The 21,890-nt window shown below is 65.4% G+C and carries 20 protein-coding genes and 3 tRNA genes; 8 read left to right on the plus strand and 15 right to left on the minus strand.

The genetic code is table 11. The annotated features are described in order from the left end of the window. Window positions 1-303: 303 nt before the first annotated feature. From AC6CHP_RS06980 to AC6CHP_RS07005, 6 genes are all read right to left on the minus strand, one after another. Window positions 304-918, minus strand: a complete 615-nt coding sequence (locus AC6CHP_RS06980) for a mycothiol-dependent nitroreductase Rv2466c family protein (protein ID WP_498228771.1) — start codon at window positions 916-918, stop codon at window positions 304-306. 146 nt (window positions 919-1,064) lie between these two features. Further along, window positions 1,065-2,345, minus strand: a complete 1,281-nt coding sequence (gene clpX, locus AC6CHP_RS06985) for an ATP-dependent Clp protease ATP-binding subunit ClpX (RefSeq protein WP_188729320.1) — start codon at window positions 2,343-2,345, stop codon at window positions 1,065-1,067. A gap of 175 nt (window positions 2,346-2,520) precedes the next feature. Further along, the gene (locus tag AC6CHP_RS06990; protein WP_188729318.1) at window positions 2,521-3,180 is read right to left on the minus strand and encodes an ATP-dependent Clp protease proteolytic subunit; all 660 of its coding nucleotides are present in this window, start codon (window positions 3,178-3,180) and stop codon (window positions 2,521-2,523) included. Between the two features lie 38 nt (window positions 3,181-3,218). Then, on the minus strand, window positions 3,219-3,842 hold the full coding sequence (locus AC6CHP_RS06995; protein WP_498228854.1) for an ATP-dependent Clp protease proteolytic subunit: 624 nt from the start codon (window positions 3,840-3,842) through the stop codon (window positions 3,219-3,221). Between the two features lie 234 nt (window positions 3,843-4,076). Further along, the gene (gene tig / locus AC6CHP_RS07000; RefSeq protein ID WP_188729316.1) at window positions 4,077-5,456 is read right to left on the minus strand and encodes a trigger factor; all 1,380 of its coding nucleotides are present in this window, start codon (window positions 5,454-5,456) and stop codon (window positions 4,077-4,079) included. Between the two features lie 81 nt (window positions 5,457-5,537). Beyond that, window positions 5,538-5,612, minus strand: a tRNA-Pro gene (locus AC6CHP_RS07005). Window positions 5,613-5,754: 142 nt separating this feature from the next. On the opposite strand from AC6CHP_RS07005, the gene AC6CHP_RS07010 reads away from it, so the two are divergent. Beyond that, window positions 5,755-5,828: transfer RNA gene (locus AC6CHP_RS07010), tRNA-Gly, on the plus strand. A gap of 171 nt (window positions 5,829-5,999) precedes the next feature. Here AC6CHP_RS07010 and AC6CHP_RS07015 read toward each other — a convergent pair. The 3 genes from AC6CHP_RS07015 to AC6CHP_RS07025 form a co-directional block, all read right to left on the minus strand. Next, the gene (locus tag AC6CHP_RS07015; protein ID WP_498228774.1) at window positions 6,000-6,935 is read right to left on the minus strand and encodes an Fpg/Nei family DNA glycosylase; all 936 of its coding nucleotides are present in this window, start codon (window positions 6,933-6,935) and stop codon (window positions 6,000-6,002) included. Further along, complete coding sequence (locus tag AC6CHP_RS07020; protein ID WP_104186080.1) at window positions 6,935-7,429, minus strand: ribose-5-phosphate isomerase; 495 nt, start codon at window positions 7,427-7,429, stop codon at window positions 6,935-6,937. Before AC6CHP_RS07020 ends, AC6CHP_RS07015 begins: the two co-directional genes overlap by 1 nt. Before the next feature lie 80 nt (window positions 7,430-7,509). Continuing rightward, window positions 7,510-8,529 (minus strand): hypothetical protein, encoded by a 1,020-nt coding sequence (locus AC6CHP_RS07025; RefSeq protein WP_498228776.1) that lies wholly within the window; start codon window positions 8,527-8,529, stop codon window positions 7,510-7,512. Between the two features lie 166 nt (window positions 8,530-8,695). Here AC6CHP_RS07025 and pepN point away from each other — a divergent pair, with 166 nt between their 5' ends. Further along, entirely contained in the window at window positions 8,696-11,263 is a 2,568-nt protein-coding gene (pepN, locus tag AC6CHP_RS07030) for an aminopeptidase N (RefSeq protein WP_498228778.1), read from the plus strand. A gap of 9 nt (window positions 11,264-11,272) precedes the next feature. Beyond that, complete coding sequence (locus AC6CHP_RS07035) at window positions 11,273-11,746, plus strand: OsmC family protein (RefSeq protein WP_427116839.1); 474 nt, start codon at window positions 11,273-11,275, stop codon at window positions 11,744-11,746. A gap of 8 nt (window positions 11,747-11,754) precedes the next feature. Here AC6CHP_RS07035 and AC6CHP_RS07040 read toward each other — a convergent pair whose 3' ends face one another. Further along, window positions 11,755-12,747 (minus strand): Rossmann-fold NAD(P)-binding domain-containing protein, encoded by a 993-nt coding sequence (locus AC6CHP_RS07040; RefSeq protein ID WP_498228780.1) that lies wholly within the window; start codon window positions 12,745-12,747, stop codon window positions 11,755-11,757. A gap of 118 nt (window positions 12,748-12,865) precedes the next feature. Here AC6CHP_RS07040 and AC6CHP_RS07045 point away from each other — a divergent pair, with 118 nt between their 5' ends. Both AC6CHP_RS07045 and AC6CHP_RS07050 read left to right on the plus strand, forming a co-directional pair. After that, window positions 12,866-13,552 carry a mechanosensitive ion channel family protein gene (locus AC6CHP_RS07045; RefSeq protein WP_066276677.1) on the plus strand — a complete coding sequence of 229 codons (687 nt, stop codon included), beginning with the start codon at window positions 12,866-12,868 and terminating at the stop codon, window positions 13,550-13,552. 2 nt (window positions 13,553-13,554) lie between these two features. Continuing rightward, window positions 13,555-14,004 carry a globin gene (locus AC6CHP_RS07050; protein WP_308421969.1) on the plus strand — a complete coding sequence of 150 codons (450 nt, stop codon included), beginning with the start codon at window positions 13,555-13,557 and terminating at the stop codon, window positions 14,002-14,004. 22 nt (window positions 14,005-14,026) lie between these two features. Here AC6CHP_RS07050 and AC6CHP_RS07055 read toward each other — a convergent pair whose 3' ends face one another. Then, the gene (locus AC6CHP_RS07055; protein ID WP_498228782.1) at window positions 14,027-14,686 is read right to left on the minus strand and encodes a DUF8185 domain-containing protein; all 660 of its coding nucleotides are present in this window, start codon (window positions 14,684-14,686) and stop codon (window positions 14,027-14,029) included. A gap of 63 nt (window positions 14,687-14,749) precedes the next feature. Here AC6CHP_RS07055 and AC6CHP_RS07060 point away from each other — a divergent pair, with 63 nt between their 5' ends. After that, window positions 14,750-15,730, plus strand: a complete 981-nt coding sequence (locus AC6CHP_RS07060) for an acyl-CoA thioesterase (RefSeq protein ID WP_174179897.1) — start codon at window positions 14,750-14,752, stop codon at window positions 15,728-15,730. 108 nt (window positions 15,731-15,838) lie between these two features. On the opposite strand, the gene ettA is transcribed toward AC6CHP_RS07060, so the two are convergent. The 3 genes from ettA to AC6CHP_RS07075 all read right to left on the minus strand — a co-directional run bounded on the left by ettA (window position 15,839) and on the right by AC6CHP_RS07075 (window position 18,928). Further along, entirely contained in the window at window positions 15,839-17,521 is a 1,683-nt protein-coding gene (ettA, locus tag AC6CHP_RS07065; protein WP_104186088.1) for an energy-dependent translational throttle protein EttA, read from the minus strand. 52 nt (window positions 17,522-17,573) lie between these two features. Next, complete coding sequence (locus AC6CHP_RS07070; RefSeq protein ID WP_498228785.1) at window positions 17,574-18,230, minus strand: DUF6993 domain-containing protein; 657 nt, start codon at window positions 18,228-18,230, stop codon at window positions 17,574-17,576. A gap of 134 nt (window positions 18,231-18,364) precedes the next feature. Beyond that, a complete protein-coding gene (locus AC6CHP_RS07075; RefSeq protein ID WP_498228787.1) occupies window positions 18,365-18,928 on the minus strand; it encodes a single-stranded DNA-binding protein in 564 nt (187 codons plus the stop codon). A 216-nt stretch (window positions 18,929-19,144) separates the two neighbouring features. Here AC6CHP_RS07075 and AC6CHP_RS07080 point away from each other — a divergent pair. After that, window positions 19,145-19,220, plus strand: a tRNA-Arg gene (locus AC6CHP_RS07080). A 120-nt stretch (window positions 19,221-19,340) separates the two neighbouring features. On the opposite strand, the gene AC6CHP_RS07085 is transcribed toward AC6CHP_RS07080, so the two are convergent. Then, window positions 19,341-20,567 carry an ROK family protein gene (locus tag AC6CHP_RS07085; RefSeq protein ID WP_498228789.1) on the minus strand — a complete coding sequence of 409 codons (1,227 nt, stop codon included), beginning with the start codon at window positions 20,565-20,567 and terminating at the stop codon, window positions 19,341-19,343. A gap of 131 nt (window positions 20,568-20,698) precedes the next feature. On the opposite strand from AC6CHP_RS07085, the gene xylA reads away from it, so the two are divergent. Further along, window positions 20,699-21,886 carry a xylose isomerase gene (xylA, locus tag AC6CHP_RS07090; RefSeq protein ID WP_377194445.1) on the plus strand — a complete coding sequence of 396 codons (1,188 nt, stop codon included), beginning with the start codon at window positions 20,699-20,701 and terminating at the stop codon, window positions 21,884-21,886. The last annotated feature ends 4 nt before the right edge of the window (window positions 21,887-21,890 follow it).

Here is a 21,890-nt window from a genome sequence, read left to right on the forward strand (position 1 = left end):
CGTTTTGCCGTTGGTGGGGCTTCGACTTTTCGGCCATCCGGTGACGTCTTGATGGTCTGGCAGGATCCTCTGAATCTCCAGGTCTTCCTACCACGTCACTGGTAGCTTGCATCTGGCTTTGCCGATGGCTGCGTCAGATGACATATCACTGAATCTTTGGTTCCTGCGTCCCTCTTCTTTCGAAGTGGGTAAGAACCATTGTTGTCCTGCCCACCGGCAAGCGCAAGAGCCCCGGTAGAACTACTTGGTTGTAGTTCTATCGGGGCTCTTGGAGCCCTGCCGTGCGGGCCGGGCGGACCAGGCCTAGGTGAACTCGGGCCGTTCGGTGCGGCTGCGCTTGAGCTCAAAGAAGTGCGGGTAGGCGGCAATGGCTGTGGTGGCGTCCCACAGCTTGCCGGCCTCCTCCCCGCGGGGAATCCTGGTGAGCACGGGACCGAAGAACGCGGTTCCGTTAAAGGCCACGACCGGAGTTCCGACGTCCTGGCCCACCAGCGAGATGCCCTCCTGGTGGCTCGCCCGGAGCTGGTCGTCGAAGGCGTCGGTGGAGGCGGCCGCGGCAAGGGTGGCGGGAAGCCCGCAGTCGGCAAGCGCTTTGGTGATGACCACGTCACGGTCCTGCTCGCCGGATTCGTGGATCAACGAGCCCATGGCATCGTAGAGCGCCTTGACTGTTGCATCTCCATGCTGCTGCTGCGCTGCAATGATCACACGGACCAGGCCCCAGGCGTTGTCCATGGATTTGCGGTAGTCAGGTTCAAGGTCGCGGCCCTCGTTGAGGACCGCCAGGCTCATGACGTGCCATTCCGTTTCGATGTCGCGGATGCCTTCCACTTCGCCGATCCAGCGGGAAGTGATCCAGGCGAAGGGGCACAGCGGATCGAACCAGAAATCGGCCTTGTTCTTCACGGAATTTGTCATGGGGCATTCCTTCGCTGGTTTCCGTGGCGCAGGGATGCCACGGTGTGTTCGGGGGTGGTGCGGGGTGTCGGCGCCGGGCCGGTACAGACCGTCCCGGGACTGGCTGGTCGGGGACTGGCTGTTCAGGGACTAGCCATACGGACGAATCAGGCGGACTTACGGCGTTTGGTGACGTGCGGAACGATGGTTGGTTCGGCACCCTTCAGGACAACGTCCTCCGTGATGACCACGCTGGCAACGTCTTCGCGGCTTGGGAGATCGAACATCACGGGCAGCAGTACTTCCTCCATGATGGCGCGCAGCCCGCGGGCACCCGTCCCGCGCTCCAGCGCCTGCTCGGCGATGGCGTCCAGGGCGGTGTCGTCAAACACCAGTTCAACGCCGTCTATCTGGAACATCTTCTGGTACTGCTTCACCAGGGCGTTCTTGGGTGTGGACAGGATCTGGATCAAGGCGTCGCGGTCCAGGTTGGACACGGTGGTGATGACGGGCAGCCGGCCGATGAATTCGGGAATGAGCCCGAACTTCAGCAGGTCTTCGGGCATCACCTCCCCGTAGGAGTCCACCTTCTTGCTTGCCTCGTTGAGGGGGGCTCCGAAGCCGATGCCCTTCCGCCCGGACCTGGATCCGATAATCTCCTCGAGGCCCGCGAAGGCGCCGGCAACAATGAACAGCACGTTGGTGGTGTCGATCTGGATGAATTCCTGGTGCGGGTGCTTCCTGCCACCCTGGGGAGGAACGGAAGCAACGGTTCCCTCAAGGATCTTCAGCAGCGCCTGCTGGACGCCCTCGCCCGAGACGTCCCGGGTGATGGAGGGGTTTTCGCTCTTGCGTGAAATTTTATCGATCTCATCGATGTAGATAATGCCCTGCTCGGCCTTCTTGACGTCGTAGTCAGCGGCCTGGATGAGCTTGAGCAGGATGTTCTCCACATCCTCGCCCACGTAGCCGGCCTCGGTCAGGGCCGTGGCATCGGCGACGGCAAACGGGACGTTCAGCCGCCGTGCCAGGGTTTGGGCCAGGTAGGTCTTGCCGCAGCCTGTAGGCCCGATCAGGAGGATGTTCGACTTGGCGATTTCGACGTCGTCGTGATGCCCGCCATCGGCAAGGCTCCCGGACTTGGGTGCGTGGCCGGCCTGGATGCGCTTGTAGTGGTTGTAGACCGCGACGGCGAGGGAACGCTTTGCGGGTTCCTGGCCGATGACGTATTCCTGCAGGAAATCAAAGATCTCGCGGGGCTTGGGGAGTTCGAAGCTCCCCAGATCGGCAACTTCCGCGAGTTCCTCTTCGATGATCTCGTTGCAGAGCTCAATGCATTCATCGCAGATGTAGACACCGGGCCCGGCAATGAGCTTGCGCACCTGCTTCTGGCTCTTTCCGCAGAAAGAGCACTTCAGCAGATCCGTGCTCTCGCCAATCCGAGCCATATGTGAACCCCTTAGTATCTTGCTGCCAGGCAGCCTCGCACCGTTGCTGGAATCTTCACCAGCCTGCATGGACCGGTTGTGACAACATCCACTCTAGGTCACATTAGCTTCCCAGGGTGGAAGGAAAAGGCCGGTGGGGCCAATTGATTGGCCCCACCGGCCCATTACTTTACCGCTACCTGGTGATTGCCTGCGGTTTGATCTTGCGGGAATCCAGGACCTGGTCGATCAGGCCGTACGTCTGGGCTTCCGCGGCCGTGAGGATCTTGTCGCGCTCGATGTCGTTGTTGACCTGCTCCGACGTCCGTCCGGAGTGGTGTGCCAGCGTGTCCTCGAGCCAGGAGCGCATGCGCATGACTTCGGCAGCCTGGATTTCGAGGTCCGAGGCCTGACCGCCCTGGCCGCCGGACAGGGCCGGCTGGTGGATCAGGACCCGGGCATTGGGCAGGGCAAGGCGCTTGCCGGGAGTACCTGCCGCCAGCAGGACCGCCGCGGCGCTTGCAGCCTGGCCCAGGCACACCGTCTGGATCTCCGGGCGGATGTACTGCATGGTGTCGTAGATGGCCGTCATGGCGGTGAAGGAACCGCCCGGGGAGTTGATGTACAGCGTGATGTCGCGGTCCGGGTCGGTGGACTCTAGGACCAGCAGCTGGGCCATGACGTCATCGGCGGAGGCATCATCCACCTGGACACCGAGGAAGATGATGCGGTCCTCGAAGAGCTTGGTGTAGGGATCCTGGCGCTTGAAGCCGTACGGTGTGCGCTCTTCGAACTGGGGCAGGACGTAGCGGCTGGTCGGGAGGTTGCCGGCAGTCGATCCGAAGTTGTAGGTCATTTTTTGGTGCTCCTGATCTAAGTGTTCTAAATGCCGGGTTACTTCTCGGATACTGACTCGCCGGATGTTCCGTTGGCAGTTCCGCCGCCACCGGACACCGAACCGGCGTGGGCGGCAATCTTGTCGAAGAAGCCGTACTCAAGCGCTTCGGTCGCCGTGAACCACTTGTCACGGTCATTGTCCTTGAGGATGGTCTCAACGGTCTGCCCAGTCTGCTCGGCAGTCAGTTCGGCCATGACCTTCTTCATGTGAAGGATGAGCTCGGCCTGGATCTTGATGTCAGAGGCCGTGCCGCCAATGCCGCCCGACGGCTGGTGCATCAGGACACGGGCATTCGGGGTGGCGTAGCGCTTGCCCTTGGTGCCGGACGAGAGCAGGAACTGCCCCATGGACGCAGCGAGGCCGGTGGCAACAGTCACGACGTCGTTCGGGATGAACTGCATGGTGTCGTAGATGGCCATGCCGGCGGTCACGGAGCCGCCCGGTGAGTTGATGTAAAGGTAGATGTCCTTTTCCGGGTTCTCCGCGGACAGGAGCAGCAGCTGCGAGCAGATGGCATTGGCGTTGTCGTCACGTACCTCTGAGCCGAGCCAGATGATCCGCTCCTTGAGGAGCCGGTTGTAGATGTAGTTGTCCTGGGCTGCAGGATCGACAGTCGCCATCCGGGGGGACTCTGGGTGCTGTGACATGTGTACTAACCTCTCGCTGGTGACGGTGACATCACTGAAAATCACTACTTGGACACTAACCGGTTTCACCGGCGTTTTGTTCGCGCAGCCGCGGCTGTTCGCTGACGGCGCACGATCGGCCGGGAAGGTCCGGCAGCGGCCGGATTTTAACGCGAAGGGCCCCCGGATCGTGTGATCCGGGGGCCCTTCGGCGGCGCGTCCTAAAGCCTAGGCCTTGGCCTCTGCCTTGTCTTCGTCAGCTGCGGTCTCTTCGGTTTCAGCTTCAACAGCCTCGGCTGCCGGGGCTTCCTCTTCGCCGCCGGGGCGCACGAAGTCGCTGAGGTCGACAGCCTTGCCCTCGGTGTCGGTGACCTCGGCCTGGCCGAGGACAACAGCCAGCGCCTTGCGGCGGCGGACCTCGGAGACCATCATGGGCACCTGGCCGCTCTGGTCGATGATCTGGGCGAACTGGTTCGGGTCCATACCGTACTGGCTTGCCGTGGTGACGATGTAGTCGATCAGCTCGTTCTGGCTGACGTTGACTTCTTCCTTCTCGGCAATGGCGTCGAGGATGATTTCGTTCTGGAAGGCACGGGCCGTGTTGGCGCGGACCTCTTCGCGGTGCTCCTCGGTGTCGTGCTCGCCTTCACCGTGTCCGTTGCCCTCCTTGAAGTGGGCCTCGAGCTGCTCCTCGACAACGGAATCCGGGACGGGAACCTCAACGAGCTCAACGAGCTTGTCCAGGACCTTGTCGCGGGCCTCGACGCCCTGCTCAACAACCTTGGAGTCAGCGGCCTGCTTGGCCAGGTCTTCACGGAGTTCGGCCAGGGTGTCGAACTCGGAAGCAAGCTGGGCGAAGTCGTCGTTTGCCTCGGGGAGTTCGCGCTCCTTGACGGCCTTCACAACAACCTTGACCTGTGCCTCTTCGCCGGCGTGGTCGCCGCCCACCAGGGTGGTGTTGAAGATGGCGTCCTCATCGGCGCTGAGGCCGGTGACGGCTTCGTCGAGTCCGTCGAGCATGGTGCCGGCACCAACCTGGTAGGACAGGCCCGCGGCGGAGTCAACCTCTTCGCCATCGATGGTGGCGGTGATGTCGATGGTGAGGAAGTCACCGTCGGCAGCGGGACGCTCGACCGACTTGAGCGTGCCGAAGCGGCCGCGCAGTTCGTCGAGGGCCTTGTCCACGTCTTCGTCGGACGACTCGGCGGCTGCAACCTCAACCTTGATGCCGGCGTAGTCCGGGAGTTCGATCTCGGGGCGGACATCCACCTCGGCAGCGAACTTCAGGCCGCCGTCGGTAGCCGACGGGTCCGGAACCTCGGTGATCTCAACCTCGGGACGGCTCAGGGGGCGGATGCCGGATTCCTGCACGGCAGCCTGGTACCAGCCGTTGAGGCCTTCGTTGATGGCAGTCTCCAGGACGTAGCCGCGGCCAACGCGCTGGTCGATAAGCTTTGCCGGTACCTTGCCCTTACGGAAGCCAGGGACCTGGATCTGCGAAGCAACGGTCTTGTAGGCCGAGTCGATGCTGGGCTTCAATTCCTCAAAGGGGACCTCAACATTGAGCTTGACCCGCGTGGGGGTGAGGTTCTCGACAGCGCTCTTCACGGTCTAAGTACTCCTGGGTTTGTGGGATGGGTTTCTGCAAACGCAATGTTCTGCCCAGGCCAACAGGTCCGGGCCGCAGAGTCGGGGTGACAGGATTTGAACCTGCGACTTCCTGCTCCCAAAGCAGGCGCTCTAGCCAAGCTGAGCTACACCCCGTAAGTGCACAGGCAAGTCTACGGTCATACGCGCCGAGTTTGCACATTTGACACGTAGGCCATGGATTAGGTTTAGTTGTATCCGGCTTGAACAGCCAGCCCGAAGTCGCAGGCCTGCTAATGTTGCAGATGCAGCTTCTTCCGGGGACGTAGCTTAATGGTAAAGCCTCAGTCTTCCAAACTGATTACGCGGGTTCGATTCCCGTCGTCCCCTCCAGCAATAAAGGCCCCTCAATTGAGGGGCCTTTTTCATGTTCGAAGGACGACGGCACCGGCAAGCCGTCGTGGGGCGTCCTGAGGGCTCAAGTGCCGCAATCCACGGAGGCGGACGGCGTGTCCGTGTCGAAGTGCCCCAGTAAGGTCCGCCCCCGAAACGCCGGCGCCGTGTTCAGGCCTGGCAGGACGGGCACCAGTACAGCTTGCGGCCCACCAGTTCTGCGGCCAGCACCGTGGTGCGGCAGACCCGGCAGGGCAATCCGTCACGCTTGTACACAAAATGCGCGTTGTCCCGGGCGGGAAAGGTGCCGCTTTTCAGTGCGGCGGCTTCGGCCGCGGGTTTGGCCGCCGTGCCGTTTCCCGTCCAGTAGCGGGGCGTCGTGGTGATGATCCTGCCGTCGGCGACGCCGTCGTTCATCACGGAGACGACGTCGCGCCACAGCTTCCGTGCCTCACTGTCCGCAAGGTTGCTGCCAGGCAGCCAGGGGTCCAGCCGCCGCCGGAACAGGACCTCCGCACGGTAGACGTTGCCCACGCCGGCAATGATCTTCTGGTCCATCAGGAGTGCGGCCACGGGTGCCTTGCGGGTGTGGAGGTTCGCGGCGAAACGCCCGGAATCGCCCCGGCGGTTGACCAGCGGATCCGGCCCCAGCCGGGCCCGCACCAGGTCGGTCTCGGCCAGGGTGATGGCTTCGCACGTGGTGGCACCCCGGAGATCGGCCCAGCCGTTCGAGGCGGCCAGCCTGACCCGCACGGCACCCACCGGCGCCGGCGGACCAGCGTAGGCACCGTCGTCGTTTCCGTCCGCGAAGGTCTCCTGCTCCCCCACGCGGCGCGGCGCTCCGATGCTGGACGATCCGGCGAAAGTGCTGTCGCCGCCGAAGCTCCAGGCCCCGTACAGCCCAAGGTGCACGTGCAGCACCAGGGCGTTGTCGAAGTGCAGGAAGAGGTGCTTGCCGTGCGCTTCGGCCGCGAGGAGCCTGTGCCCGTCCAGCAGCGCGGCACCTGCGCTGAACCTGCCCTGCGGACTGGACACATCGAGCCGCCGGCCGCCGAAGACGTCCCCGAACTGCCGCGCCAGCCTGCGGACGGAATGCCCTTCAGGCACTACTCGATAACCTCGCCGGTTGATTCGTAGGCGGCGATCTTGCCGATGCGGCGCACGTGCCGTTCGTCATTGCTGAATGGCTCGGTCAGGAAGGCCTCAATGAGCTCGGTGGCTTCCGCCACGGTGTGCTGGCGGCCGCCGACGGCAACAACATTGGCATCGTTGTGCTCGCGCGCCAGGACGGCGGTGGAGTGGTTCCAGGCCAGGGCGGCACGAACGCCTTTGACCTTGTTGGCGGCAATCTGCTCACCGTTGCCCGAGCCGCCGAGCACGATGCCGAGGGCGTGGACGCCTGCCTGCTGGTCCGCCACCACCGCAAGGGCGGCGTTGATGCAGAACGACGGGTAGTCATCCTGTGCGTCGTAGGCCTTGGGACCGTGGTCCACCACCTCGTATCCCTTGGCGGACAGGTGCTGCACCAGGTGGGCGCTGAGCTCCATGCCTGCGTGGTCGGTGGCGATATGGACCCGCGGGAAGGCAGGGGAAGAAGTCACGAGCAGAATCCGTTCGGTTGGGGCGCCGGCAGCCGGCCGGGACGGCGCAGGCCAGGGTCAGGACAACAGGGTCAAGGATACTAGGACTCCGGCTGGGCGGCTGGTGGCTGGCCGCCCCCTCCACGGCGTGCCCTTGCGGCAACACGGGTCAGGACTTCAGCCAGCCTGGCAGCGGACGCGGGGCTGCCGCCGCTCACCGCGAGGCGCTGGCCATCAGTTTTGCTGACGACGACGGCGGGGCCGCTGCTGACGAGCATGGCTGAGGTCCCGCCGTGGTGCCGGTAGCCCCACCCGCCATAGTCTGCCGCCTTCACATCCGCCGCGGTGGCGCCGGAGATGGCTCCCGCCGGCACGTTCATGACCGGCACGATGCCGGCCAGGAGGACCTTCAGGCCCCGCCGGTCGGCTTTGATCCGGGCGAACAGGAAAGCGGCGCCCACCACGGCGAGGAGCACCAGGAGCATCCCAAGCCAGGGCACGGCGACCGTGATCAGCGCGGAGGGAAACAGCGACGCTATGGCGATCATGATGAAGACCGAACTGCGGGCATGCACCCAGAGGCGGATGCTGTCCCGCGCCAGGTCCGGGTCCGCTTCCCTGGCGAGGGTGAGCTGGAGCGCGCGGTCATCGTCAAGAGACCACTGCTGGTCGGCCTTGAAAACAAAGGCGATGATGACGCCCAGCGCCACGGCCGCACCGCTTCCCAGCGCTAGGACCGTCATGTCCACATGGGATTCCCGGGCATCTGCCAGCCCTGCCTGCCCCACCAGGCCGGCAGCGACGACGCTGGTGACAAAAAGGCTGAGGAACAGTCCGGCACCCATCATGATCCGTCGCATGATGGCGGGCCTGTTGAGGCTCACAGCCTGGGAGAGGACCAGCCAGCCCGCCGCCACGATCGCCGCCGCCCCCACCCCCACATAGGTGCCGAACGGCGCGAAGGCCGCGGCGCCGCCGTCCGTCCACCTGACGGCGAGCGGCTCGGGAAGGTCCGGCCGGATCAGGAAGGCGCACACCACAAAACCGGCGGCAAGGACCACCGGAAACCCTGCGGCGAAGCGCAGCGCCCTGGCGTCCACCGAATCCATAAGCTTGCCCATGATCCAACGCTACTCCGGCTGCAGGCACCTGGCGTCCTGACTCTTTCCCGTCCGCTGTGAGCCGCGCTACGTTTCCGGGGGTGAAGGAATGCAAGAATGAGCAGTGCCGCCGCTGGGCACCGCCAGCTGCGCAGACGCAATCTTTCTGGAGGGCCCCGTGCCAGGTATGAATCTCACGCGAGTTGAAGCCAATGAACGTGCCAAACTGATTTCCGTCGAGTCCTACGAGGTCAGCCTGGACCTGACCCGGGGCGGAGACGTCTTCGGCAGCACCACCACCGTGAAGTTCAGCGCCAGCCCCGGGTCCTCCACCTTCATAGACGCCATCACCTCCGCCGTCCACAGCGTCACCTTGAACGGCAGAAGCCTTGATCCCGCCACCGTGGCCGACGGCGTCAGGATCCAGCTGCCGGACCTCGCGGAGCAGAACGAGCTCACCGTCGTGGCCGATGCACCCTACATGAACACCGGTGAGGGCCTGCACCGCTTCGTGGACCCGGTGGACAACGAGGTCTACCTGTACACCCAGTTCGAGGTTCCGGATTCGCGCCGGATGTTTGCCGTGTTCGAACAGCCCGACCTGAAGGCGGCCTTCACCTTCACGGTCACCGCGCCCTCGCACTGGGACGTCATCTCCAACTCCCCCACGCCCGCCCCCCTGGAGACCACGCCCGGGGACGACGGCGGCGCCCGTTCCGTCTGGTCCTTCTCCCCCACGCCGAGGCTGTCCTCCTACGTCACGGCGCTGATTGCCGGCCCCTACCAGTCCGTGCGCAGCGAAGTGGTGAGCTCCGACGGACGGACTATTCCACTGGGCGTCTTCGCCCGGAAGTCGCTGATGCAGTACCTGGACGCCGAGAACATCTTCGAGCTCACCCGCCAGGGCTTCGCATTCTTCGAGGCGCAGTTCGGCTGCCCCTACCCGTTCGAGAAGTACGACCAGCTGTTTGTTCCGGAGTTCAACGCCGGCGCCATGGAAAATGCCGGGGCGGTGACCATCCTGGAAGGCTACGTCTTCCGCAGCAAGGTCACGGAAGCGCAGATAGAACGCCGAGCCATCACAGTGCTCCACGAGCTCGCCCACATGTGGTTCGGGGACCTGGTAACCATGCGCTGGTGGAACGACCTGTGGCTCAACGAGTCCTTTGCCGAATACATGTCCCACCTCGCGGCGGTGGAGGCGACGTCCTTCACCAGCGCGTGGACCACCTTCGCCTCCGTGGAGAAGTCCTGGGCCTACCGCCAGGACCAGCTGCCCACCACGCACCCGATCTTTGCCGAGATCAACGACCTGCAGGACGTCGAGGTCAACTTCGACGGCATCACCTACGCCAAGGGAGCCTCCGTCCTCCGCCAGCTGGTGGCCTGGGTTGGCCCGGAACAGTTCATGGCCGGGGTGCGTGAGTACTTTGCCAAGCATTCCTGGCAGAACACCGAGCTGAGCGACCTCCTGGTGGAACTGGAGAAGGCGAGCGGCCGCGACCTTGACGACTGGGGCCGGCAGTGGCTGGAAACCGCCGGCGTGAACACCCTGAAGCCGGAGCTTGAAGTGGACGGCGGCGGCGTGCTGACGTCCTTCGCGATTGTGCAGTCTGCGGTGGAGGAGTGGCCCACGATCCGGCCGCACCGCCTGGCGGTGGGTTTCTACAACCTCAACGGGTCCGGCAAGCTTGAGCGGGTGCACCGCGAGGAGCTGGATGTCGACGGCGGACGCACCGAGGTGCCCGGGCTGGTGGGGCTTGCCCGGCCGGACCTGATCCTGGTCAACGATGACGATCTCGCCTACGCCAAGGTCCGGCTGGACGAAAAATCCCTGGCAACAGCCACGGCCCACCTGAAGGACTTCAGCCAGAGCCTGCCGCGGACGCTGGTCTGGAACTCGGCCTGGGACGCCGCCCGCGACGGCGAGACACCGGCACGGCGGTACGTTGACCTGGTCCTCGCCAATGTGGCGGCAGAGTCTGATTCCTCGGTGATCCTGGTCCAGCTCCGCCAACTGGCCACCACCCTGAACTTCTACGTTGCGGAGAAACACCGCGAGGCCACCGCGGTGGCAGCCGCGGACCGGCTGTGGGACCTGGCGTCCGGAGTGGCCGGCGGATCCGACGCACAGCTCCAGTTCGTCAAGTCCTTTGCACTGCTGGCCCGCAGCGGGTCCCAGCTGGACAGGGTGGCGGGGCTCCTGGACGGTTCGGCCACCCTGGAGGGACTGGCCGTGGACCAGGACCTGCGCTGGGAACTGGTGGCCTCGCTGGTGGCCGGCGGACGCCTCGGCCAGGACGGGATTGACGCCGAACTAAAGCGCGACAACACCTCCAGCGGCCAGAACGCCGCGGCCCTCGCCAAAGCTGCCATCCCCACCCCCGAAGCCAAGGCGCAGGCCTGGGACTCCATCGTGGTCAAGGGCGAACTCTCCAACGCGCTCCAGGGTTCAGCGGTCACGGGCTTCATGCGGGTCCTGGACCGCACCCTGCTGGAGCCGTACGCCGAGAAGTATTTCGAGGCCGTGCCGGGCATCGTCGGAACCCGCACCCACGCACTGGCCCAGCAGATCGTCGTCGGACTCTACCCGGCCCTGCTGACCACCCAGGCGACCGTTGACCGCACGGACGGCTTCCTGGCGGCGCTTCCGCCGGCGAGCGCCGCGCTGCGGCGGATGATGCTGGAAAACCGCGACGGCGTTGCCCGGGCCCTGCGCGCCCGCGCGGCTGATGTCCTCCCGGGCGAGGCGTAGGAGGCCGGGATGGGACTCAGTGAGCACCGGTATGGGCTGGCCGTCCAGTGGACGGGCAATTCGGGTGAGGGGACGTCCTCCTACCGGGGCTATTCCCGGGACCACGACATCCTTATTCCCGGGCTGCCGGTCCTGAAAGGCTCAGCGGACCCCACGTTCCACGGGGACAAGGAGCGCTACAACCCGGAGCAGCTGCTCCTGGCGGCCCTGTCCCAGTGCCATATGCTGTCCTACCTGCACGTGGCCGTAAAGCATGGTGTGGTGGTCACGGACTACCGCGACGAGGCGTCCGGGCTGCTGAAGCTGAACCGGGACGGCAGCGGCCAGTTTGCGAGTGTGACGCTGCGCCCGACAGTTACGGTGGCGGATCCGGCGCATGTGGAGCTGGCCGGCCGGCTGCACCATGAGGCGAACCAGGTGTGCTTCATTGCCCGCAGTGTGAACTTCCCGGTGGGACATGAACCGGTGACGCTAACGGCCTGATGGCGGACTCAAAGGCTCCGCGGCAGCAGCCCGGCCAGCCGCGCCTCCGTCTCCGGCGCCAGGCCCGCCTTCCGCGGCCGGTCGAGTCCCCGGGCGCGTTCGTCCGCCAACGTGTCAGTCAGCGTTTCCTGCCAGGGCCGGAGCTGCAGGCCCTGGGACAGGGCTGCGCTGTTGCTTCGGGCCATGAAGCCGCCGTGCCCGGGCGGGAGCCACAGCGGCAGCGAATCCGGGCCTGCCCAGTAGTTGACGCCGTGCTCCGCCAGCCACGTTTCCTCCGCCGGAAGGATCGTGCCGCGGTGGCCCGCAGCGTCCCGGGAAGCGGCAATGAATTTCCCGAAAGGTACCTGTTCTCCCAGGGCGTTCAGCGCCCCGGTCACGCTGTCCCCGGCTGCGCACAGGATCCAGGCTGCGAGGTCGCGGACGTCGATGACCTGGGTGGGGCTGGTGTCAATCGCGGGCACGATCACCGGCCGGTTGTCCCGTGCGAACCGGGCAGGCCAGTAGCCGTAGCGGTCTGAGCTGTCCCCCGGGCCGCCGATCAGGCCGGCACGGCACAGGTGGGCTTTCCCGCCCGCGGCCTGCATGGTTGCTTCCTCGATGGCCACCTTGGATTCACCGTACGTGTCCGGCGTGGACGGAGTCCCGGCCGCAAGCGCAGGCAGGAGGGGAGCGTCCTCGTCCGCGCCGGGAACCGAAGCAGCCGCATAGACCGAGCAACTGGAGACGAACGTCCAGTGTGCAGCGCGGCCTGCGAGGGCCTCAAGCGCCTCAGTGGCAGGGACAGGGTCGCGGGCGACGTCGACTACGGCGTCCCACTCCCCCGTCGCGTCGGCGTAGGCCTTCGCGCCCCGTGAACGGTCCGCCCTCAGCCAGGATGCACCCTGGGGCGGAACAGCCGCGGATCCGCGGGCCAGGCAGGTGACGTCATGCCCGGCCGCCACGGCGCTGCGGACGATTTCCGCGGAGAGGAAGGCCGTTCCGCCGAGGACGAGAATGCGCATGATGAGAGGCTACGGCGATAGTGTTGAAGGAGAACAGGGCCGTCCGCGCCGGGCGTAACCGGCAGCACGGCACTCCCTTCCCGGCACAGCCAAACAACAGCAGGAGTACTACCCCCTTATGGTCAGCACGTTGTCCATCCTTCCTTCCGCCGCCAGCGAGCCGGACGGCATCAGCGTCACGGGCATCGTGATCAGCCTCGGCGTCGGCGTTGCCATCTGGCTGGTGGCCACCTTCGTCATCTCCCGCATCACCCGGCGCGTGGCGGCAGGCAGCAACTTCTTCAAGAAACCCACCTTCAGGTGGGCCGCCCCTGCCTTCAGGGCCCTGGACCATGAACGGCGCGTACAGCGTGCGGAAACCATCGGTTCACTGCTCAACAGCATCGTGGGAGTACTGGTGGTGGTCATCACCGGCATGTACGTCCTGCAGAACCTGGACATCAACATCGCACCCCTGCTGACCAGCGTCGGCATCCTGGGTGTGGCCATCGGCTTCGGCGCCCAGCAGCTGATCCGCGACTTCCTGGCAGGTATTTTCATTACCATTGAAGACCAGTTCGGCATCGGCGACGTGATCGAAACCAGCGAGGTGGTGGGCGTGGTGGAATCCATGGGGCTGCGGATCACCCGCGTCCGGTCCGACGACGGCGCCATCTGGTACCTGCGCAACGGCGAGATCCTGCGGGTCGGCAACCGGTCCCAGGGTACGTACGTGCCCCTGCACGAGTCGCCGGACGGCACCACGGACCAGGGCTCGGACCACGGCGCCGAGAACACCAAGACCGAGCAGAAAGCCGGAGAATAGCTATGACGATTCCCATCGAGCCGCAGCGGCCGCAGCTGATGCAGAACGATCCGTTCAGCAAGCCCGGCTACACCGACAACTTCTATGATGCCGTGGGCGGGCACGACACCTTCGTGAAGCTGATCGACGTCTTCTACGACGGGGTGGCGACGGATCCCGTGCTGCGGCCGATGTACCCCGAGGAGGACCTTGCACCGGCGAAGCGCCGCTTCCTGATGTTCCTTGAGCAGTACTGGGGCGGGCCCACCACCTACGGCGAGGAACGGGGACACCCCCGGCTCCGCATGCGGCACATGCCGTTCAAGGTGACTCCTGAGGCCAAGGACCGCTGGCTGTTCCACATGCGCAAGGCTGTGGACGCCCTGGAACTTCCGCCGCTGTACGAGGGCACTTTGTGGGACTACATGGAGCGGGCTGCACTATCCATGGTTAACAGCCCCTCGGCGCCCTGACTGATGGCGCCGTAACAGGCGGTTACAGGAGTCCGCTTCCGGTCCGCGCCAGGACATGGCCGCGGCTGCCCGTGAGGCGGAACCAGCGGCCGGCCCGGTAGAGCTTCTGGTCGCCATCGGCAAGGAACCCGAGGGCCAGTGCTGCGAAAGCGGCGCCGGCGGGCAGCCCCGACGCATCGAGTTCCCGGCCCCACACCGCGGCGCGGGCGTTGTTGACGATCAGGGCACCGGGATTGTCCGGCACGATTCCGGCCACTTCGGCAATGCCTGCCTCGGCTGCCGCCCGCAGTTCCGCATCGGGCCGCGAGCCGATCAGCTCCCAACCGCTCCGCGGGGCGCCCACGCCCGTCCAGGACTCGGTGACGGTAGACGGCGGCACAGCAAGTTCGACGTCGTCCTGGCCGGCGCGGGCCAAACGGTCCAGGACCGCGGACAATGCCACGGTCACATCCGTCGCCGAGGGTTCTGCCAGGGCCATGGTGCGCAGCCCGAGGATCGTGGGGGTCGATTCGCCCAGGAGCCTCGGCCGGAGCACGCACACGTACGCGGCAAGGACGGAACCTGCCGCCTGAAGCCGGATGGCGCCGTCGTCAATGGCTTTTGCCCGCGTGGCGAAGGTCTTCAGATCGGCAAGATCCTGGGAGTCGGCAAAGCGGAAGGACGAGGTGAGGAGATCAGACACACCAAGAACACTACCGGCTGGGGCTTTGTTGAGCAGTGCCCGGGCGCCGTCTAGAGTCGAACCATGACTGAAGCCGACGCCGGACTGCTGGCGCTCCCCAGCGAAGATCCCACCTCATCGCTCATCTCCCTCCTTGACCTTGGTGAGCTGGAGGGGGCGCGGACGGACGAGGACATCTTCCTGGGACCTTCCCAGCAGCAGCCCCACCACCGGGTGTTCGGCGGCCAGGTGCTGGCCCAGTCGCTCATTGCATCCATCAGGACTGTGGCCCCTGACCGTTTTGTGCACTCCATGCACGGCTACTTCCTTCGGCCGGGCGACGCCAACAAGCCCATCACCTTCGGCGTCCAGCGGCTCCGCGACGGCCGGTCCTTTTCGGCACGCCGGGTCCATGCCTACCAGGAAGGCACGCCCATCCTGTCGATGATCGCCTCCTTCCAGGGGGAGGATGAGGGGATTGAGCACCAGTCCACGATGCCCGGCGGCATTCCGGATCCGGAGTCGCTGCCCAGTACCGCTGACCTGCTGGGAAAATTCGACCACCCCGTGGCGCGGCACTGGGCCTACGAGCGCCCCTTCGACATCAGGCATGTGGATCCTCCGCTGTACGTCTCCGCGAAGGGCAAGCGGGAGGCCCGCAATGCGGTGTGGATGAAGACTTTCGGGCCGATGCCGGACAACCCCAACCTGCACCGGGCGGCCCTGGCGTACGCCAGCGACTACACGCTCCTAGAGTCCATCCTGCGGCGCCACGGATTGAGCTGGATTACCCCCGGAATGAACGTGGCCAGCCTCGACCACGCGATGTGGTGGCACCGCCCCGCCCGCGTGGACGAGTGGCTCCTGTATGTCCAGGAATCACCCAGCGCGCAGGGCGCCCGCGGCCTGGCGACGGGCAAGATCTTCAACCAGGCGGGCCAGCACGTTGCGTCCGTAGCGCAGGAGGGCATGGTCCGGGTTCCCACGGACCTGAAGAACAAAGTAGTGGGTGCCTTCCAGTCCAAGGTGATGGAGCACCAGATCCGCAAAGCCGGGCGGGACTGACCGGAAATCGGGCGTCCGGAGTAGGACGCGGAACAGGCCGGCACCCAGTGGGTGCCGGCCTGTTCTGCGCTGTTGATGGAGCGTTGCCCCTTGTTATCCCGCCGCGGGTCAGTCGCGGGTGAGGCGGCGGTGCGTGACGCGGTGCGGCTTGGCGGCATCCGGGCCGAGGCGCTCCACCTTGTTCTCCTCGTAGGATTCGAAGTTGCCCTCGAACCAGTACCACTTGGAGGGGTTCTCCTCGTCGCCTTCGTAGGCCAGGATGTGCGTGGCCACCCGGTCCAGGAACCAGCGGTCGTGCGAAACCACCACGGCACAGCCGGGGAACTCGAGCAGGGCATTCTCCAGGCTGCTGAGGGTTTCGACGTCGAGGTCGTTGGTGGGCTCATCGAGGAGCAGCAGGTTGCCGCCCTGCTTGAGGGTCAGCGCCAGGTTCAGGCGGTTGCGCTCACCGCCGGAGAGCACGCCTGCCTTCTTCTGCTGGTCCGGGCCCTTGAAGCCGAAGGCGGCAACGTAGGCGCGGGACGGCATTTCCACCTGGCCCACCTGGATGAAGTCGAGTCCGTCGGAGACGACCTCCCAGAGGGTCTTGTTGGGGTCGATGCCCCCGCGGCTCTGGTCCGCGTACGAGATCTTGACCGAGTCGCCGATCTTGAGGTCTCCGCCGTCGAGCGGCTCCAGCCCCACGATGGTCTTGAAGAGCGTGGTCTTGCCGACGCCGTTGGGGCCGATGACGCCCACAATGCCGTTGCGGGGCAGGCTGAAGGACAGTCCGTCGATCAGGGTGCGGTCCTCGAAACCCTTCTGGAGGTTCTTGGCTTCCAGCACCAGGCCGCCCAGGCGGGGTCCCGGCGGGATCTGGATCTCTTCGAAGTCCAGCTTGCGGGTGCGGTCCGCCTCTGCGGCCATTTCCTCATAGCGGGCCAGGCGTGCCTTGGACTTGGTCTGGCGTCCCTTGGCGTTGGAACGGACCCATTCCAGTTCCTCGCTGAGGCGCTTGGCCTGCTTGGCGTCCTTCTTGCCCTGGACTTCCAGGCGGGCACGCTTCTTCTCCAGGTACGTGGAGTAGTTGCCCTCGTAGGGGTACAGGTGGCCGCGGTCCACTTCGGCGATCCATTCCGCCACGTGGTCCAGGAAGTACCGGTCGTGGGTGACGGCCAGGACGGCACCCGCGTAGGAGGACAGGTGCTGCTCGAGCCACAGCACGCTCTCTGCGTCGAGGTGGTTGGTGGGCTCGTCCAGCAGCAACAGGTCAGGCTTCTGCAGCAGCAGCTTGCACAGGGCAACACGGCGGCGCTCACCACCGGAGAGGTTGGTGACGTCGGCATCCGCCGGCGGGCAGCGGAGTGCATCCATCGCCTGCTCCAGCTGGGAGTCCAGGTCCCAGGCATCCGCGGCGTCGATGGCTTCCTGCAGCTGTCCCATTTCCTCGAGGAGGGTGTCGTAGTCAGCGTCGGGGCTGGCCATTTCCTCGGAGATTTCGTTGAACCGCTGGATCTTGCCGTAGATCTCGCCCACGCCTTCCTGGACGTTGCCCAGGACGGTTTTTTCTTCGTTGAGCGGGGGCTCCTGCAGCAGGATGCCCACGCTGTAGCCGGGGCTCAGCCGGGCCTCACCGTTGGAGGGGGTGTCCAGTCCAGCCATGATCTTGAGGATGGTGGACTTACCGGCACCGTTCGGGCCCACGACGCCGATCTTGGCGCCAGGGAAGAAGGACATGCTTACGTCGTCAAGAATAAGTTTTTCGCCAACGGCTTTGCGGGCCTTGGTCATTGTGTAGATAAATTCCGCCATGGTTCCAAATCTAGTGGGTTGGCAGGCATATCTCACATTCCGCGCGGCAGGCTCAGCTGCCTACAAAGCACTTGCCGCTGGCCAGGACAGGCAGGACGGTCACTGCCACGGCACCGTCGCGGACCTGGCCGATCACGCAGTCACGCCCTTGGAGCACTGCCGCCTCGATGGCATCCGCTTCCAGCCCTGTGGGTGTCCGGCTCTGCGACACTTCAAGGGCCCCCGGTGCAATGCCCGCTCCCGTCAGAGCATCGCTCACCTGGGCAGTGGCGGGTTTGGGTGTTCCCGCCGCAAGTCTGCCCAGCGCGTCAGTGAGGGTCTGCCGGACAGTTTCCGTGGCAGCAGCTTCAGCGGCTCCGTTCGAGGCGGTCCCGGAGGTATCCGCCAGGGGTCCGGCGTCCTGTGTCCCGGGAGTGCCGGCGCCTGTCTGATCTGCAGCCGCTGAGCCGGCAGCCTGTGACGGTGCAATTCCTGGCTCTGCAATTCCTGGCTCCGTAACTCCAGGCGCTGCTGAACCGGGTTCGTTGACAGACGGCGTCCCGCCGACACAGCCCGCCAGGGATCCGGCCAGGGCGGCGACGGACAGCGCAGCCAGCAGCCGGCGGATGGGGCGCTGCGGTGACAGCCGTGCAGGTTTCATTGAGCCGGTGCGGGCAACCTGCGGGTCCCCCGCCTTGACAATCTGCCGGGAGTCGAGGGTAAGCCGCATGGAGTCATTCTGCCACGTGGTGGTGAACCTCCTTCGCAACCTGGACGGGAACAACCTCGACGGGCAGGACACGGCCGGGGGGGTGCCGTGTCCTGCCCGCAAAGGCAGCCATGGAAGCGGCAGCAACAGCCCTCCTAGACTCCGGATTCGGCGAGCTCCCCCGTTTCCAGGTCCAGGGCAACGATGTCGCCGTTGGTGTCCTCGATGAAGACAGCGGCCGGATCCGCGCCGCCGGCTGGGTCGTCGTCGCTGTCTTCAGGTTCGTCGAACGGTCCGTCCGCGGCACGGTGTTCGCCCCCGGCGAGGGGAGGCTCCTGGTCCACGAGCGAGAGGATCGGCTTGGCAGAGGAACGGATGAAGTTGGCCGTGCCCCACGTGAGGTCGTGACCCACGGCGTCGGCATCAATGGTGTGTGAGTAGTAGACCCGGCCGTCCCTTTCCCAACTGCGGATTTTCAGCGTGCCGACTACTATGACGGGCTGCCCCTTCCTGATGCTGCAGCCGATGCTTCCCGCCAGGTGGCGGTAGCCCTGAACCAGGAACCAGTTGGTGTGGCCGTCCATCCAGGCGCCTGTTTCCTTGTCACGCCGCCGCGAGGTGGACCCAATCCGGAAAGAAGCGGTGGCCACTCCCCCTGGTGTTGTTCCGCTTTTGATCTCGGTGGCAACGAAACCCCGGATCGTTATGGTGTCGCTCATCTTTACGTCCTGTCTTCATGAGTGATGCCCTAGCAGGCAGGACCAGCATCGCCCGCGCCGCCGGCCGTGATCGATGGCGTGGCCTGCCTATGTGGACAACCCGGCTCAGTACCTGCCTGTGGAGGAAAAGTTTGCATGCCTGCGGCGGTTGACCATGCCGGCGCTCGGGGCAATGTAAACTTTTTGAGGCGCCGGAGATCAGCTCCGGAAGGCAATGCCTCAGTAGCTCAGGGGATAGAGCAGCGGCCTTCTAATCCGCCGGTCGGGGGTTCGATTCCCTCCTGGGGCACCAACCAGAAACACCCCGGTTCACGAACCGGGGTGTTTCGCTTTGTCACCACTGCCCCATCACTTCTGCTCCGCGGAGCATCGGCGGCAAAGCAGCGCCAAGGTTAAGGTCAACGGGTAGGCTTCAGGCCTGCAGCCGATGCGGCGCCTCCACCAACGCCCGGACCACGCTGCCCGCCGCCCCCAGCAGCGCCCCAGCATCCCCCACTGTGGATGTGATGACGTGTTCGGGGGGAAGCGCACCGGGCGCGTACTTCGCCAGGCTTTCCAGGAGCGGGCCGTGCAGCCACTGGTCAAGGACGGCGAAGTGCCCTCCGAGCACCACGGCGCGGACATTGACCACCCGGGACGCCGATGCCACGGCAACCCCCAGCGCCCTCCCCGCCCGCTGGACGGCCGTCAGCGCGGCGGGACTGCCGGCGGCCAGGGCGCCCAGCAGGTCCGCCATGCTTTCGGTCCTGGTCCGGCCCTGGACGGTGATTCCGGCAGCAGAAAATATCGCGTCCTGGCCCGCGACAGTCTCAAGGCAGCCCGTCCCGCCGCAGGAACAGGGTGCGCCGTCGGGGTCCACCACGATGTGCCCCACCTCCCCGGCATTGCCTTCAGGGCCAGTGAAAAGCTCCGAATTCAGGACCAGCCCGCCGCCGACGCCCACTTCGCCCGAGATGAACAGGAAATCCCGCCTGTGCGGACTGTGGGCAAGCTCTGCGAGGGCGGCGGCATTGGCCTCGTTGAAGAGGGAAACCCCCAGTGGTACGCCGGGAAGCAACCGGGCCACATCCAGCTTCGTGTCCACCCAGCCCAGGTTTGGGGCCACAGTGACAGTCGAACTACCGGCCTCAACAAGGCCGGGAACGGCAAGTCCTCCCCCCAGGACGTCGACCCCCAGGGCAGACGCCGCCAGCCGCACCCCCGAGGCCAGCTCGGCGAGGGCGGACATCACGGCGCCGCTCGCACTGTCCCGGTTGTCCCTTTCCCGGACCTCTTTCACCACGAGATCCCCGGAGAGGCTCGTCACGCCCGCCGCAATGTAATCGACGTTGATCTCCATACCCATGACGCCCCGTGACGGATTCAGCTCCAGCCCCACCCCCGGCCGGCCCCGCTCCCCCTGCCTGCTCAGGCCGACTTCGCGGAGGATGCCGGCGTCCAGGAGATCCAGCACGATGCTCGACACGGATGCTTTTGTCAGCCCTGTGGCCGCAGCCAGCTGGGCCCGGGTCAGGTGGAATCCGGCGGGTGACTGCACCACCCTGCCCAGGACCAGGGCGAGGTTGTTCCGCCGCACGTCCGCCATGTTGCCCGGCGCCCCGGCATCGGACGGTGCAGTAGCAGGCGCGGTGCTCGCCATGGCCGCTCTCCTTGGGTTCGGTCCGGAACCGTTCCTTCGGCCCCTATTGACCCTAGCGTAGTCACGCTTATATAGTTCAAGCGATAAACTAACTTGCCCAACCGGCGGCAAACTGACTGCAAGGATGCATCATGACTCTCTCCCCGACTCCCGCTGACAAGTTCACCTTTGGCCTCTGGACCGTTGGCTGGACCGGTGCCGATCCGTTCGGTGTTGCCACCCGCGCGGACCTGGATCCCGTGGAGGCCGTGCACCGGCTGGCCGAACTCGGCGCCTACGGCATCACGTTCCATGACAATGACCTGGTGCCCTTCGATGCGACAGTCTCGGAGCGGGAGCTGATCCTGAAGAACTTCAAGGCAGCCCTGGCCGAGACGGGCCTGAAGGTCCCGATGGTGACCACCAACCTGTTCAGCCACCCGGTGTTCAAGGACGGCGGCTTTACCTCCAACGACCGCTCCATCCGCCGCTTCGCCCTGTCCAAGGTGCTGCGCAACATCGACTCCGCTGCCGAGTTCGGCGCCGAGACCTTCGTGATGTGGGGCGGGCGTGAAGGCAGCGAATACGACGGGTCCAAGGACCTCTCCGCAGCCCTGGACCGGATGAAGGAAGGCGTGGACACCGCCGCCGCCTACATCAAGGACAAGGGCTACAACCTGCGCATCGCCCTCGAACCCAAGCCCAACGAACCCCGCGGGGACATCTTCCTGCCCACCGTCGGGCACGGCCTGGCATTCATCGCCCAGCTCGAACACGGCGACATCGTGGGCCTGAACCCCGAAACCGGGCACGAGCAGATGGCCGGACTGAACTTCACCCACGGCATCGCCCAGGCATTGTGGGCCGGCAAGCTCTTCCACATCGACCTCAACGGCCAGCGCGGCATCAAGTACGACCAGGACCTCGTGTTCGGCCACGGCGACCTCACCAGCGCCTTCTTCACCGTTGACCTGCTCGAGAACGGCTTCCCGGGCGGCGGACCCCGCTACGACGGCCCCCGCCACTTCGACTACAAGCCCTCCCGCACCGACGGCTACGACGGCGTCTGGGAATCCGCGAAATCCAACATGTCCATGTACCTCCTGCTCAAGGAACGCGCCCTGGCCTTCCGCGCCGACCCCCAGGTCCAGGAAGCCCTCACCACCTCCGGCGTCTTCGAGCTCGGCGAACCCACCCTCACCGCCGGCGAAACCACCGCCGACCTGCTCGCCGACACCACCGCCTTCGAAGACTTCAACGCCGATAAAGCCGCCGAACGCTCCTTCGCATTCGTCCGCCTCAACCAGCTCGCCATCGAACACCTCCTCAACGCACGCTAGGGAT

The organism is Pseudarthrobacter sp. GQ63 (assembly GCF_059758765.1).